This window comes from Streptacidiphilus anmyonensis (assembly GCF_000787855.1).
Taxonomy (GTDB): domain Bacteria; phylum Actinomycetota; class Actinomycetes; order Streptomycetales; family Streptomycetaceae; genus Streptacidiphilus; species Streptacidiphilus anmyonensis.
On the sequence record NZ_BBPQ01000013.1, the window covers coordinates 1 to 14,934 of the forward strand.

General features: G+C 70.8%; 13 protein-coding genes and 1 pseudogene. 9 read left to right on the top strand and 5 right to left on the bottom strand.

Features of this window, described 5'->3' with window-relative positions:
* Positions 1-424: 424 nt before the first annotated feature.
* From TR50_RS47585 to TR50_RS14975, 3 genes are all read right to left on the bottom strand, one after another.
* Entirely contained in the window at positions 425-592 is a 168-nt protein-coding gene (locus TR50_RS47585) for a hypothetical protein (protein WP_162837960.1), read from the bottom strand.
* A 30-nt stretch (positions 593-622) separates the two neighbouring features.
* Positions 623-979, bottom strand: a complete 357-nt coding sequence (locus TR50_RS14970; protein ID WP_042420743.1) for a PRC-barrel domain-containing protein — start codon at positions 977-979, stop codon at positions 623-625.
* Positions 980-1,300: 321 nt separating this feature from the next.
* Positions 1,301-2,071, bottom strand: coding sequence for a GntR family transcriptional regulator (locus TR50_RS14975; protein ID WP_042420745.1), 771 nt, complete (start codon positions 2,069-2,071; stop codon positions 1,301-1,303).
* 230 nt (positions 2,072-2,301) lie between these two features.
* Between TR50_RS14975 and TR50_RS14980 the strand changes: the two genes are divergently transcribed.
* The 5 genes from TR50_RS14980 to TR50_RS15000 all read left to right on the top strand — a co-directional run bounded on the left by TR50_RS14980 (position 2,302) and on the right by TR50_RS15000 (position 6,055).
* Positions 2,302-2,688, top strand: coding sequence for a hypothetical protein (locus TR50_RS14980; protein ID WP_052441005.1), 387 nt, complete (start codon positions 2,302-2,304; stop codon positions 2,686-2,688).
* A gap of 62 nt (positions 2,689-2,750) precedes the next feature.
* Positions 2,751-2,924, top strand: a complete 174-nt coding sequence (locus tag TR50_RS46715; RefSeq protein WP_160311114.1) for a hypothetical protein — start codon at positions 2,751-2,753, stop codon at positions 2,922-2,924.
* Positions 2,921-4,333, top strand: a complete 1,413-nt coding sequence (locus TR50_RS14990) for an FtsK/SpoIIIE domain-containing protein (RefSeq protein WP_236654426.1) — start codon at positions 2,921-2,923, stop codon at positions 4,331-4,333. Before TR50_RS46715 ends, TR50_RS14990 begins: the two co-directional genes overlap by 4 nt.
* Positions 4,330-4,521: a hypothetical protein gene (locus TR50_RS14995; protein ID WP_042420748.1), complete on the top strand. Its 192-nt coding sequence runs from the start codon at positions 4,330-4,332 to the stop codon at positions 4,519-4,521. The genes TR50_RS14990 and TR50_RS14995 overlap by 4 nt, the downstream gene beginning before the upstream one ends.
* A 124-nt stretch (positions 4,522-4,645) precedes the next feature.
* On the top strand, positions 4,646-6,055 hold the full coding sequence (locus tag TR50_RS15000) for a replication initiator (RefSeq protein ID WP_304941202.1): 1,410 nt from the start codon (positions 4,646-4,648) through the stop codon (positions 6,053-6,055).
* 174 nt (positions 6,056-6,229) lie between these two features.
* Here the strand turns inward: TR50_RS15000 and TR50_RS15005 are convergent, their stop codons facing one another.
* On the bottom strand, positions 6,230-7,876 hold the full coding sequence (locus TR50_RS15005) for a recombinase family protein (RefSeq protein ID WP_042420749.1): 1,647 nt from the start codon (positions 7,874-7,876) through the stop codon (positions 6,230-6,232).
* Positions 7,877-7,897: 21 nt separating this feature from the next.
* Between TR50_RS15005 and TR50_RS15010 the strand changes: the two genes are divergently transcribed.
* Positions 7,898-9,223, top strand: a complete 1,326-nt coding sequence (locus TR50_RS15010) for an STM4012 family radical SAM protein (RefSeq protein WP_042420750.1) — start codon at positions 7,898-7,900, stop codon at positions 9,221-9,223.
* A gap of 82 nt (positions 9,224-9,305) precedes the next feature.
* The gene (locus tag TR50_RS15015; RefSeq protein WP_042420909.1) at positions 9,306-10,235 is read left to right on the top strand and encodes an STM4011 family radical SAM protein; all 930 of its coding nucleotides are present in this window, start codon (positions 9,306-9,308) and stop codon (positions 10,233-10,235) included.
* A gap of 5 nt (positions 10,236-10,240) precedes the next feature.
* Here TR50_RS15015 and TR50_RS48055 read toward each other — a convergent pair.
* A pseudogene (locus TR50_RS48055) lies at positions 10,241-10,825 on the bottom strand (Pr6Pr family membrane protein); the annotation flags it as partial.
* Between the two features lie 313 nt (positions 10,826-11,138).
* Between TR50_RS48055 and egtA the strand changes: the two are divergent.
* The gene (gene egtA / locus TR50_RS15020) at positions 11,139-12,449 is read left to right on the top strand and encodes an ergothioneine biosynthesis glutamate--cysteine ligase EgtA (protein ID WP_042420751.1); all 1,311 of its coding nucleotides are present in this window, start codon (positions 11,139-11,141) and stop codon (positions 12,447-12,449) included.
* The gene (gene egtB, locus TR50_RS15025) at positions 12,446-14,098 is read left to right on the top strand and encodes an ergothioneine biosynthesis protein EgtB (RefSeq protein ID WP_084700317.1); all 1,653 of its coding nucleotides are present in this window, start codon (positions 12,446-12,448) and stop codon (positions 14,096-14,098) included. Before egtA ends, egtB begins: the two co-directional genes overlap by 4 nt.
* The last annotated feature ends 836 nt before the right edge of the window (positions 14,099-14,934 follow it).

The following is a 14,934-nucleotide window of genomic DNA, read 5'->3' on the forward strand; positions in this document are numbered from 1 at the left end:
TGGCTTTTTCACGGGTCAGGGTGCTTCGGCCCAGCCGATCCCATGCCGGGCCCTGGACTCGCAGCCGGGGGACTTGCCGCGTCCGCTCGCTCCCCATTCCCGCCCGGAGTGTCCACGGACAGGCATTGCACGATGAGTGGGCCATCCGCATCGCCCCGGCGAGTCGCCGTCGGGGGGCCGCACCCGCGCACTCACGGGCGTCTCGTCTGCCAGGTCGCCCTGGGCGCCACGGTGCAGGTCTTCGGTGCTGTGACCCCCAAGCAGGCCGCGTACGCAGGCCGGGGACACGGTGCAACGTGACAGCGCCGTCGGGCCAGGCGGGAGCCTGCGAGGTCAGCACCGCCCACAGCGGTCGCGCCGTGGGCGGTGCCGGGGTTCATCCGCGGGATGAACGCTCCGGCAGTCCTCGGTTGCTGCGGCGTGCCTAGCGTTGTGCGGTGCGCCCCGACCGACGCCAGCGCCATCCGGCGTACGCCAGGTCGAGGACGAGAATCACGGCGCCGATGACGAGGAGCCAGAGCAACCCGTGCGCGACGGCGCCGATGATGCCGAGCACGACGGCGACGATGATCACGAGCAGGAACAGGACCATGCCGGGTGCCTCCTTTGCGTGGGCGGGGGGTCAGCGGCGTGCGAGTTGCCGCTCACCACCGGTGCCGGTCTGGTAGTCCATGCCGTAGTGCCGGAAGATCGCTTCCTCGTCTGCAGCGGGGAGCACGTCGTCGGTGCCGATCGCGGGACAGTCCTTGACCAAGGACTTGTCGTAGCGGACCTTGATGTAGTCGGGTCCGACGATCGCACCGTCCAGGGGGACGAAGACCAGGCGGTGTCGGGTGGGCAGGCCGACCTGAACGCTCGCCATGGCCGGTTCGTCGGTACTGGTGTCCACGTAGACGGCCTCCAGAGCGCCGATCTTGTGGCCGCCCGCGTCGACGACGTCATGCGTGCGCCACTCGCGAATGTCCGCGGACTCGATCACGGCGCGACTCCCTTCGGCAGGTTCAGCCACGACGAGCTGTGCTCTTCCAGCCTGCGCCCGTCCACGGATTGACACCAGCCACGCCGTAGCCCGGCATGATCTCCAGTTTGGTCGAGGGCAGGCCCATCGCCGGCTGATGGCCACCGGGCAGGGCGCCGGAGTACTCGGAGGCCCGTTGTCATGGCGATCCAGCAGCCAGTAAGAACCCGGATCCAGGTGAGGGCAGGAGTGCAGCCAGGGTAAGGCTCCGGAGGGCCAGGAGACAGGGGGCGCGAGCCCGTGCTCGGGTTCAGCCACTGGCGAGGCCTGCTCACCGGAGGGCTACTGCATGGGGCGAAGGTTCCTGCGGCGGGGCGCTGTGGCCGGGGCGGGCGCGGGGGTGAGGGTGTAGGTGTAGCGGGCGGCGTCGGCGGGGGTGGCGGTGGTCTCGACGGCCAGGGGTAGCCCTGACTCCGTCGCCACCGTGACGCGATTGGTAATCAGCAGGGGAGCGGGTTGGTCGAGTTGGAGTGCGGCGATCTCGTCGGGGTGAGGCATGCGGGCGGTGACCGACTCGCGCCACTCCACGGGCCCGTGCGCCATGAACAGGGCAGTCAGCGTCTTGGCGGGTGTCTGGGCGGGCTTCTTCGCGAGCGTCGTGCCGGTGATGCGTTCCATGGGCAGGATCGTGCGGTGCAGTGCGCGGGCACCTGACTGCTCGTGGGTAATGAGGCGTTCGACGCAAAGGGCGGCTTCGCCTTCGTCGATCTCAAGGGCGACGGCCTGGTCGGCGTTCAGGCGCATGTGCGTGACGGTTGGATCGTCGCTGGTCCAGCCGGTTGCGGCGGGGTCGGTGTCGCGCGGGTAGGCGGTGCGCCCCGACGCTGGCTGGGTGCGGACGAAGGTACCGCGTCCCTGCTGGGCATCTAGCAGACCCTCGGTGCGCAGTGAGGCGACTGCTTGGCGGACGGTGGGGCGGGAGACGTCGTAGAGCTGGCACAGCTGGTCTTCGGTGGGGATCTGCTGGCCTGGTGCCCACTCGCCGGCGGCGATGGTGCGGCGCATCTCGGCTGCGACCTGCTTGTACAGCGCCTGGGCTTTGATGATCGCCATGGCTGCTGCCCTCCTCGCGCGTGGCCGGTCGGGTGGCCACGCACCCCCTCGTTATCGAACGGTTATTCGAACACGTTCGCGCTGATCAGACACCGCGCGACTGCCCTCAATCGTCAGTTGTAAGCATGAATCCCCTTGCGCCTGGGGTCAAGGCGGCGCATTCTCGACCTCGCCGATATTCATCATGACAACTGACGAATGTTGTCTGGGGTTCGAGAGGGATCACAGCTGTGTCGATCAAGAATCTGCCGCTGCACGCGGGACGGCTGGGCACCGCCCTGTGCGTGTCCGTGGAGTGCAAGACCGACCCGGAGACCGGGGTGGTGAAGACGGACCGGGACGGTGTTCCGGTGTGGACGGTCGGGGTCGCGGTGCGCCCTGACGCCCGGCGCGCGGCGCTGATGGAGGTGGCCGTGTCGGGCGAGCCGGAGGGGATTCAGCCCGGGATATACGTGGACCTGGTGGAGCCCGAGGCGTTCATGTGGGAGATGAACGGCCGCTCCGGGCTGTCGTTCCGCGCCGCCAAGGTCCTCCCCGCCGCTTCCCCGATCCTCACCCCGCCCTCCGTCAAGCCTGCCGCGGACGCGGCGGCTGCGCCGAAGGCGGGCGCCAAGTGAGCGGGAGGACCTGGACGCACCTGCAAGAGCGGTTAGCGGATCTCGCGTCGCTGGGCGCGGAGTTGCACGCGGCCCTGGAGCAGGGGCAGTACCGGTTCCTGCTCGCGGTCATCGCGCCGATGGCGACCGACGCCGCGCGCCTGGCCTCCGACCTGGAGACGGAGCTGCGCAACGAGATGGCGGAGAACGGCGTGGAGCTGCCCCCGCTCGACCTGGGCGCAGGTGGTGCGCCGTGACCTGGGCAGATGGGGCCGCCGGCTGCGGTGGCCTGGTCGGGGCGGCGTGCGAGATGCAGCGCCAGCAACTCTCCGACGACAGCGGGGTCGGGGTGCGGATCTTCTGGACGATCGTGATCCTGGGGACTGCGGCAGCGCTCAGCCTGCGCATCCTCGCGCCGACGCTGCGGGCCAAGTATCCGCAACTCTGGTGGAGGCTGATCGGCTTCCCGCTCGCCTGGGTGCGGGTGCTGTGGACCTGGCGCAAGCTGGCGGCCCTGCGGGACCTGTCGGTGGCCAAGCGTCCGCCGCTCGCGCTGATCGGCGGCGATGTGTTGATCCGCGGCCGGTCGCTGCGCCCCGCCGCTCCACGGCTCGGGATGCCGAGGGTGGAGCACGGTGGCCTGGTGGTGCGCGTGAAGATGCACCCCGGGCAGGTCCCGGAGCAGTACGCGCAGGCCGCAGAGGCGATGGCGCACGCCTTCAAGGTGTTCCGGGTGCTGGTGCACTCCGAGCAATACGGGTACGTGCACCTGCGCCTGATCGCCTGGGACCCGCTCGCGAACCCGACCGTTCCCGCGCACCACCGGGGTCAGTTCATGCGCGCGTCGGTCGGGCAGTGGGAAGACGGCTTCACCTGGCACATCGACCTGCGCGAGATACCGCACTGGCTGATCGTCGGCGCCACCCGCTCCGGCAAGTCCACGCTCCTCGCCGCGCTGGTGACGGAGTGGGCCCGGCAACCGCTCGCCCTGGTCGGCATCGACCTCAAGGGCGGCATGGAACTTGGCCTGTTCGAACCACGCCTCTCTGCCCTGGCGACGACTCGGGCGGAGGCGACTGACCTGCTGGAGTACCTGGTCGACCTCGCGTTGGACCGGATGCGCACCTGCCGCGCGCACGCTGCGCGTTCCATCTGGGACCTGCCCGAGAACCTGCGCCCGGTGCCGGTCGTGGTCCTGGTCGACGAGGTCGCCGAGCTGTACCTGATGGCGTCCAACGCCGAAAAGGCGGAGGTTGCGCGCGTCTCCACGGCGTTGCTGCGCATCGGCCAGCTCGGTGCTGCGCTCGGGGTGCACCTGCTCATCGCGGGTCAGCGCGTGGGATCGGACTTGGGCACCGGGGTGACGGCGCTGCGCGCGCAGCTGGGCGGCCGGGTCTGCCACCGCGTCAACGACCCCGCCACTGCCGAGATGGTCCTGGGCGACGTCAGCCCCGACGCCGTGGTGGCGGCGCAGCAGATCAGCCCCACCCAACAGGGCGTTGTCATCGGGTACGCCGACGGGCGCGTCATGCGCGGACGGTCCCTGCTGGTCACCCCCGACGAGGCACGCCGGACATCCGCCCGGTATGCGCACATGACTCCGCCGCTGCCCGTGCTGCAGCAGGTCGAGGACGCGGTGCCGGCCGGGGCGGTGGTGGACCAGTGACCCTCACCATCCCCCTGGTCTCATTCCTGATCGTGGTGATCTTCCTGATCGTCCGCTCCGGGGAACTGCGCATCTGGCAAGTCCTCCTGGTCGGCCTGGCGGGCTTCTACCTCGCTCGCAGCCCCATGGGGAACTTCATCGCCTTCACCACCCAATGGCTCGTCTACGGCTTCACCCACAACCACTAGGAGACCCGCGCATGCCACCCCTGCCACCACCCCCACCCCCATCCCGCACCGCAGCCCCCGGCCGATCTGCGCACACATGCGCACGGTCGGGGCTGCGGCCCCACCCGCCCTGGAGACACCCGCCATGACCATCCCCAACCCCTATGACAGCCCCACAGCGCGGCGGGCCTTCCTCGCCCACCTGGACCGGCTCGCCGCGCTCACCGAAACCGAACAAGACCTCGTCCGCCTGGGCCAGATGCCCGGCCTGGGGCGCTGGTTGGAGCAGATCCACAACATCGGCGGCTGCGCCCACCCGATCTACATCACCGGCCACACCACCACCCGCGACACCATCACCGGGGACGTGCTGCGCCACTACACCACGCGCGACGAACCCGGCGGGCGGCTCGCGATCCGCTGCGGCAACCGGCGCGCCGGACTCTGCCCCTCCTGCTCCCGCCTCTACCAGGGCGACACCTTCCACCTCGTGCGCGCGGGCCTGATCGGCGGCAAGGGAATCCCCGACGACGTGCGCACCCACCCCCGCGTCTTCGCCACCCTCACCGCCCCATCCTTCGGGCCTGTGCACCGCGCGGGCACGTGCCATAGCAACCGGCGCGGACGATGCGCACACGGACGCACGCGCCGCTGCCGGACTGTGCACGCCGACGATGACCCGCGCATCGGACAACCCCTGTGCGCAGACTGCTACGACTACGTCGGGCATGTGCTGTGGAACGCGCACGCGCCCCGACTGTGGAACGCCTTCTGCATCAATCTCTACCACCATCTCGCGGCGGCGGCCGGGGTCAAGCGCTCCAGGATCCGCAAGCACGTGCGCATCTGCGCGGCGAAGGTCGCCGAGTACCAGGCGCGCGGCGCGATCCATTTCCATGCCGTGATCCGGATCGACGGACCCGACGGCCCCGGCAGTACGCCCCCTGCCTGGGCCACCACGGGACTGCTGATCGAGACCATTCGCACCGCGGCCGGTGCCGTGCGCCTCTTCGCCCCGCCCTCATCCGCATACGGCGAACGCCAGCTGCCCTACGGGGACCAGTTCGAAGCACACGCGCTCCGCGCAGACGCCGGCGGCACGCTCACAGACGAACAGGTGGCGGCCTACGTCGCCAAGTACACGACCAAGAGCGCCCACGAATCCGGCGCGCTTGACCACCGGATCGGCCACCCCGACCGCATCTCGCACCTGCCCCTCACCGCGCACCACCGGGCCCTCATCGGGACCTGCTGGCGACTCGGCAACGTGCCCGAACTCGCGCACCTCAACCTCCACGCCTGGGCACACACCCTCGGCTACCGAGGACACTGCCTCACCAAGAGCCGCACCTACTCCACCACCTACACCGAACTCCGCGCCGAACGCGCCCGCCACCAAGGCGCGCTCTACACCCACGACACCGAGGACACCGTCACCGCGTCGGCCTGGTCCTACGCGGGCTCGGGCCACACTCCCGGTGAAGCTCTCATCGCACTGGGCATTGCTGAGAATGTGGCGCGGAGCCGGGAACTGGCTCGCGGTGCGCGCGCATGAACGGAGAGTCTTCGGCGACGGACGACGCGGACTGGGCCTGGGCAGTCGACCACGCAGAGAGCTCCCCGGCGTGGTCAGAGAAGCGCTGGCGGAAGATCAACGCTCTTCTCGGCCTTGAGGTCACGCAAGGGCGGTCGGCCCCTGCACGGTCGGGCGCAGGGGCCGCCCCTTCGGTCACTCCTTGTGGCGATACAAGGGGGTGAGCCGTTCCCGGACCGGCCTTCCCCGCCCGACTGCGGATGCAACCACGATCGCCGTGAGTGTGGCTTCGATATAGCCACGCTTCTCTGTGAGTGAAAGATCGTCCCAGATCGCGCGAAGGTCGATCGGCTGCTCAACCGCTCCCCGTGTCCGGCGCTCATACTTGATGCGGTCGCGAAGCAGGGCACGCTCTTTGGCGTCGGCTTCCGCGATGAACTCGAAGAACGCTTCCTTGCTGACCAGTCGCGCGGATCGCTGTTCCTTCCAGTCAGCGATGTCTTCTTGGAGGCGCGCCAACTCCTCTTCGTGCGCCCAGCGTTGTGGCTTGAGAATGGCTTTGCGCCTCTGAGCCTCAAGTTCGTACTTTGCGATCACCAAGTTCTTCACGGCCTTGTCGGTTTCAGGGCCATCGATCGTGATCCCCCCGCACCCCTTCCCTGACGACTTGCTTGGGCAAACGTAGTAGAAGAAGCCAGCGGGCTTCTTTGCCCGGTTCGGGGCTTTCGTGGCACGCAAGGGGGCCCCGCAATCGTTTTTGCCGCACCTAAGTGTGCCGGTGCTCAGGTACTTCCGCGCATTGTGGCCGGCCCCGGGCTCAGGGTTCTCCCCCAAGATTGCCACGAGGTCTTTCCAGGTCTCGGGCTCTAGTATCTTGTCCCAGTGCCCGAGGATGGGTTCCCCACCCTCGTCGTAGACAACCTCGACGCGCCGGTTCTCCGCGCCGGTTAGCGGATCAAAGACGGAGGCGCTTCGATAGGAGTACCCGCATATCCTTGGATTGCGCAGGATGTAGCGAATGGTATAGCCGGTCCACTTATTGCCTTTGGGGGTGGCGAACCCAGTCCGATTCCACTCGGCGGCAATCGTGAAAGGTGACCCGCCTTCAAGGATTCGCCTTGCGGCAATCCTGATCTTTTCCGCCTCGCTATGATTCAGAGTCTTCTTGTCGGCATTCCATCCGATAGGACGTGGCCCACCAGTCGTCAGACCAGCTTCCTTCATCGCCCGATGCTTACGCTTCACCCGACGTGCCGTGTCCGCAGACTGCTTATTACTAGTGGCAACGAGGATCCGTGCCACCGTGCGACCATTGTCGGTAAGCAGATCCAGCGTCCCGGTTATGTCTATGATGGGCCGCCGGAAGTTCTCGACCACTTCAATCGCATCCTCAAGGTTGCGATTGTCGCGAGTCAGGCGGTCTATGTCGTAAACGATGAGTCCGTCGATTCGCTGCCCGTCGGGGGTAATCCCGTGCTTAAGGTCATCGAATGCGGCTTCGAGCACCGGGCGCTGAACGCGGTATGCGATCCTGCCGCCAGGAAGACGGACCCGCCTCCGCTTCCAGGCCGATGTGTCGGGCTCCTCGTACGTGTAGATGTAGGTTCCACCGCGGGCCTCTACGAACTGACGAACGTCCTTCATCTGTTCTTCGCGACCTTTGATGTCGCGCCCGTTCATGGGCACGAACCTGCGGCCCTCGGCCTTGCCTGAGTCGACGGGCGTCGATGCCGCGGTGAGGAGCGCGTCGTCAAGTTCAAACGAGAGTCGGACCAGTCCGGCGATGTTCATCCCGCTCAGGTCGCCCCAGTGTGCACGCTGTACCAGGTCGTCAGCAGCCATGGAGTTAACATACATCTGACGATGTGTTGGTACCCGCACAAGACGGCGTACCGCCCGCTGTCCCCGCGCCCGCGCCTCGCGGACCTGTGGGCCGCGGAGCCGAAGCACGCCCTGTCGTTCTACGCGCACATCCCCTTCTGCGAGGTCCGCTGCGGCTTCTGCAACCTGTTCACCCGGATCGGCGCTCCGGACGGTCTGAGCACCGCCTACCTCGACGCGCTGGACCGTCAGGCCGCCCGGACCGCCGAGGCCCTGAACGCCGCCCCTGCCGCTCCCGGCGACGAACCGCACTTCGCCCAGGCCGCGTTCGGCGGCGGCACGCCCACCTTCCTGACGGCGGACGAACTCGTCCGCCTCTGCGACATCACCGAGCGCCGCCTCGGCGTCGACCTGCGCGCGATCCCGCTCTCCGTCGAGGCCTCGCCCGCGACGGCGACGGCCGACCGGCTCGCCGTCCTCGCGTCACGCGGCGCCACCCGGCTCAGTCTCGGCGTGCAGAGCTTCGTGGACGCGGAGGCCCGCGCGGCGGTCCGGCCGCAGCATCGCGCCGACGTCGAGGCGGCGATCGGCCGCGTCCGCGACGCGCGGATACCGGTCCTCAACCTCGATCTCATCTACGGCATCGACGGCCAGACCGAGGCGAGTTGGCGCCGCTCGCTGGACGCGGCCCTCGCCTTCGAGCCCGAGGAGCTGTACCTCTACCCGCTCTACGTCCGCCCGTTGACCGGTCTGGGACGCCGCGCCACGGCCGGTGGGTCCGATCCGGTCTGGGACGCCCAGCGCCTCGCCCTGTACCGCCAGGGCCGCGACCATCTGCTGGCGCACGGCTACGAGCAGGTCTCCATGCGGATGTTCCGCCGTGCCGCCTCCCCGCAGGCGGGCGGCACCGAGTACTGCTGCCAGACCGACGGGATGGTGGGGCTGGGCTGCGGCGCCCGCTCCTACACCAGCCGCCTGCACTACTCGTTCGACTACGCCGTCTCGACCGCCGAGGTGCGCGGCATCATCGACGACTACGTCGCGCGTCCCGCAGCGGACTTCGCGTACGCCGAGGTGGGCTTCGCGATGACGCAGGACGAGGCCCGACGCCGTCATCTGGTCCAGTCGCTGCTCCAGGCCGAGGGCTTGGAGGTCGCCGACTACCGGCGCCGCTTCGGCAGCGATCCGTCCGACGACTTCACCGCCGAGCTGATCAGGCTCGACGAGCGCGGCTGGCTCGTCGCCGCCACCGCCCAGGGCGGCCGGATCCGCCTCTCGCCGGAGGGGTTGGCGCACTCCGACGCGATCGGTCCCGCGTTCTTCTCGACCCAGGTCCGCGCCGCGATGGCCGCCTACGAGACGAGGTGACCCCGTGGACGACGACGCGAACAACCCGAACAGCCCGAGCGACCTCGACGACCTCAGCCGCGCGCGCGGCGCGCGCGACGCGCTGACCATCCTCTACCGGGGCCCGCTCGCCTCCTGCGACTACGACTGCCCGTACTGCCCGTTCGCCAAGCGCCGCGACAGCCGGGCCGAGCTGACCGCCGACCGCGAGGCGCTGGAGCGCTTCGCGGCCTGGGTGGGCGAGCAACGGGAGACCCGGCTCTCGCTGCTGTTCACGCCGTGGGGCGAGGGCCTGGTCCGTTCCTGGTACCGGCGCACTCTGGCCGAGTTGAGCCTGCTTCCACACGTGCGGCGGGTGGCGATCCAGACCAACCTCAGCCACCGCACCGACTGGGTCGAGCGGGCCTGCCCGGCGACGCTGGCCCTGTGGACGACGTACCACCCGGGCCAGGTCGGCCATGACCGCTTCCTCACCAAGTGCCGCGAGCTGGACGCGCGCGGCGTCCGATACAGCGTGGGCGTGGTCGGCGACCCGGCGCACCTCGACGCGGCGCGGCGGATGCGCGCCGCGCTGCCCGAGCACGTCTACCTCTGGGTCAACGCCCAGGAGGGGCGCCGGTACTCCGATGCCGAGGCCGAGCCGTGGACGGCGCTCGACCCGCTCTTCCCGTTCAGCCGCGACCCGCACCCGAGTGCGGGGCGCGCCTGCCGGACGGGCGAGACGGTGGTCTCGGTCGACGGTGAGGGAACGGTCCGGCGCTGCCACTTCGTGAAGCAGCCGCTCGGCAATCTCTACGACGGTTCCTTCCGGGCGGCGCTACGCCCGCGGCCGTGCCCGCTCGCCGTCTGCGACTGCCACATCGGCTACGTGCACCTGGAGTCGTTGCCGCTCTACGACGTCTTCGCGGGGGGCGTGCTGGAGCGGATCCCGGCCGCCTGGCCGCGGCCGGCGAGCCCCGAGCGGGCGGCCGTGCCGAGCCGGTCGAGGCCCACGACCACGGCCGCGAGCACCACGAACTCGACGGTCAGCTGAAGGATCTGCAGCCCGACCCAGCCGTACCCGTGGCCGGTCGGGTCCAGGAAGAAGTACGGGTAGCGGTTGGGGAAGAAGGGGAAGAGCGCGGCGCGAAGCTCCGTCAGTCCCGCGTAGCCGAGCGGGAAGGCGAGCCAGAGCGGCAGGTCGCGCCAGCGGGAGGCGTTGCGCGGTCGGCAGCACAGCCAGTCCAGCACCACCATGATCGGCGTGGTGTAGTGCAGAAGCAGCAGCGACCAGCTCTGCAGGCGGTCCGCTGCGCTGCCGTGCGTCAGGCCGGGCAGCGGGCTCGCGCCGTGGTTGAGCACGATGTGCGCGACCAGGCCGGTGATCAGGATGTAGAGGGTCACAGCGCCGCGCAGGCGCGGAGCCGGGCCGTCGACGGTGCGCCGGGTGATCATCCGGTACAGGGCGGCCGTGAAGTAGCCGAAGACGAGCACGTTGCTCTCGACGGTGAAGTACACCAACGAACTGGTGCCGGTGATCAGCCCTGCTCCGGAGGAGAGGACGATGCCGATCCGCCACCAGAGGGCGGCCCGCGTCCACACTGATCTGCCTGCTTCGACGTTCTGTTCCACGCTCTGTACCACTGCCTCGCGACGCTTCGACCGGATCGCCGCACTCTACCGACGGGTAGCCCCTTCGGGAAGCTTTCCGATCGATCGACATCACGCCACACCAAACGCATATTTCCAGCCAAGTCGGGCAGATTTCTCCGCATACGATGCACCCTTACCGCACTTGTGTTCGAGCGCCTCGCGGATGCCGGGCCGACGAGGGGCCGCAGGCGACGAACGGCTCAGACCCTTCTGTCGATCCTCTGTCCCGGCTCGGAGGATGGACGCGCTCGGCGTGCCACCCGGCGCGACGAGGGGTTAGGTGGACTTGGGAGGAGGAGTAACCGTGGACCATGAACTCGATGCCGGCAGGCCGCACGAGCTCACACTCGACAGGGCCGCCGGCCACATCCACGGCGTGTGCTTCAAGACCGGCCCGCCCGGAACCGCGGGTGTCGAACTGGAATGGCTGGTCCTCGACCACGCACAGCCGCACCGTCCCGTACCGCCTGAACGCCTCGACGCGGCGCTCGCGCCGCTTCCGACCACCGACGGACGGCTGCCCAGCGGCACACTGCTGACCCGCGAACCCGGCGGGCAGCTCGAACTGAGCACATCGTGCGCACCCGGCCCGCTCGCCTGCGTCACCACGGCCGCCGACGACCTCGCACTGGTCCGGCGGGCCCTCGCCGAGCAGGGCCTGGATCTCTCCGGCTACGGCCTCGACCCGTTCCGCGACTCGCCGCGGGTGCTCGACCATCCGCGCTACGCGGCCATGGAGGCCTACCTCGACCGCATCGGTCCCTGGGGCCGGATGATGATGCGATCCACCGCCGCCGTCCAGCTCAACCTCGACGCGGGCACCGAGAACGGCGACATCGACGGCTACCGCGCCCGCTGGCAGCTGGCCCACCGGCTCGGCCCGGTGCTGGTCGCCGCCTTCGCGAACTCCCCGCTGTGGCACGGCAAGCCCACCGGATGGCGGTCCACCCGCCAGGCCGTCTGGGAACACCTCGACCCGAGCCGCACCCGTCCCCCGCAGGGCCTGCCCGCGGACGCCGACCCGCGCGACGCGTGGGCGCGTTTCGCCCTCGACGCCGGGCTCCTCTGCCTGAAACGCACCCCGCCCGCCGACTGGACCGCCCCGCCCGGCCACAGCTTCGCCTCGTGGCTCCAGGGCGGCATCACCGAGCGCCCGGCCACCCAGGAGGACCTGGACTACCACCTGAGCACGCTCTTCCCGCCCGTCCGCGCCCGTGGCTGGCTGGAACTGCGGATGATCGACGCCCAGCCCGGCGACGGCTGGCTCGTCCCGGCACTGCTCACCGCGGTGCTGCTGGACGACCGCGACGCCGCCCGGGCGGCGTGGTCGGCGACGGAGCCACTGTGTCGGGCGTCCTCCCCGTTCCCCCCGCAGTCGGTCTGGTCCCGCGCCGCGCGGCTGGGCGCGTCCGCGCCCGAGTTCGCCAAGGCCGCGCTGGCCTGCTTCGAGGTCGCGGACGCGGCGCTCACCCGCGCCGGCGTCCCCGCGTCGATGCGCGAGGCCGTCGCGGCCTTCGCCGAGCGTTACCCCGCCCGCGGGCGATGTCCCGCCGACGACCTCCTGGACGACCGCGTCGCTGGTCGACCCGCCCATCCGGAAGGACTCCTCCGATGACCGCGACCTCCCGTCCCTTCGACCCCACGAGCACGACCCCCGCCAGGAGCACGACCGACCGTGCCGACAGGACGGGTCCGGCGGGCGCGACCGGCCCTTCCGACACCACCGGCCCTTCCCGGACGACCGACCCGGGGCGCACGACCGGACCGGCAGGCGGGCCCAGCCCGGCCGGCGGGCCCGGCCCGAAGGACAGGCTTGACGCGCGGGACGCCCGCGGCTCGGCCGCGTCGCCCGTCGGCCCCGCGACAACGCCCGAGGGCGCCACCGAAGCCGCCCCCGAGTCCTCCGAGGCCCTTCGGGCCAAGGCGCGGGCCGCCCTGGAGCGGGCCCGGCGACGCACCCTCGCGCTCACCGACTGCCTGGACGAGGAGGAGCTCGGCGCGCAGCACTCGCGGCTGATGTCGCCGCTGGTCTGGGACCTGGCCCACATCGGGAACCAGGAGGAGATCTGGCTGGTCCGCGCGGCGGGCGGCCAGGACCCGATCAGGCCGGACCTGGACCCGCTCTACGACGCCTTCCAGCACCCGCGTGCCGACCGGCCCGCGCTGCCGCTGCTGCCCCCTGGTCCGGCGCGTCGCTACGTCGCCGCCGTGCGCGAGCGCTCCTTCGCGGTGCTCGACGCCGCGCCCTTCGGGCGTGGCGAGGACCCGCTGCTCGCCGACGGCTTCGTCTTCGGCATGCTCGCCCAGCACGAGCAGCAGCACGACGAGACGATGCTCGCCACCCACCAGCTGCGCCGCGGCCCCGCCGTACTGCACGCACCGCCGCCCGCCCCGGCGCCCGTCGACGCGGGCGACCTCCCGGCCGAGGTCCACATCCCCGGCGGACCGTTCACCATGGGCACGGACGACGAGCCCTGGGCCCTCGACAACGAGCGGCCCGCCCACCAAGTCGACGTGCCCGGGTTCTGGCTGGACACCGTGCCCGTCAGCAACCGCGCCTACCAGGCGTTCATGGCGGCGGGCGGCTACGAGGACCCGCGCTGGTGGAGCGCCGCCGGCTGGTCCCACCGCGTCCAGGCGGGCCTGCACGCGCCGCTGTTCTGGCGGCGCGCCGAGGACCCGGACGCGGTCGAGGGCGGCTGGCTGCGCCGCCGCTTCGGCGTGGTCGAGCCGGTGCCGCTCGACGAGCCGGTGCTGCACGTGTGCTGGTACGAGGCCGACGCCTACGCCCGTTGGGCCGGACGCCGGCTGCCCACGGAGGCGGAGTGGGAGAAGGCGGCCCGGTACGACCCGGCCACCGGCCGCTCCCGCCGCTACCCGTGGGGCGACGCGGACCCCACTGCCGAGCTGGCCAACCTCGGTCAGCGCCACCTCCAGCCCGCCCCGGTCGGCAGCTTCCCGGCCGGCGCCTCCCCCCACGGCGTACGGCAACTGATCGGCGACGTCTGGGAGTGGACCGCGAGCGACTTCGAGCCGCACCCGGGCTTCACGGCCTTCCCGTACAAGGAGTACTCGGAGGTCTTCTTCGGCCCGGACTACAAGGTCCTGCGCGGCGGCGCCTTCGGCGTCGACCCGGTGGCCTGTCGCGGCACCTTCCGCAACTGGGACTACCCGATCCGCCGGCAGATCTTCGCCGGCTTCCGGACCGCGCGTGACGCGGCCCCCGGCGGGACCGCCGACGACCCGGCGGAGGCGCGCCACTGATGTGTCGTCACCTCGCCTATCTCGGCCCGGTGGTGCCGCTCACCGAGGTCGTGCTGCGTCCTGCCCGCGGGCTCCACGAGCAGTCCTGGGCGCCCCGCCTCCAGCGCTACGGCAAGGTCAACGCGGACGGGTTCGGCATCGGCTGGTACCCGGAGCCGCTCCCCTCCGAGCCGGAGGAGGCCGAGGCCGGCACGGGTGCGGCGCCCGACGCCGAGACCCTCGGAGCGGAGGAGGCTCCCGAGCCCGCGCGCTACCGGCGGGCGGTGCCGATCTGGGCCGATCCGAACCTCCCCGAGCTGGCGCGCGCGGTACGCAGCGGCGCGATTCTCGCGGCCGTCCGCTCGGCGACCGCCGGCACCACGCAGGACGAGTCGGCCTCGGCGCCGTTCCGCGACGGGCGCCGCCTGTTCAGCCACAACGGCGCGGTCCGGGACTGGACCCGGCTGCCGGCGGCGATCGCCGCCGCAGGCGGCCCGGGCGCCGACTCTCCACTCGACAGCGCGGCGCTGCTCGCCCTCGACGCCCGCAGCGACTCCGCGCTGCTGTGGGCGATGCTGACCCGCCGCCTGCGCCGGGGCGAGCCGGCCGGCGGCGCACTCGCCGCGCTCGTCCGGCAGGTCGCCTCCGTGCGCCCCGACGCGCGGCTCAACCTGCTGCTCACCGACGGCACGACGATCGCCGCCACCCGCTACGGCGACACGCTCTGGTACAGGCACGCACCGGGCCGGGTGCTCGTCGCCTCCGAACCCGACGACGACCCCGCGTCCGAGGCCGTGGGCGCCTGGCAGGAGGTCCCGGACCACTCCCTCCTGCTGGCGACCCGGGCCGGCGTCCGC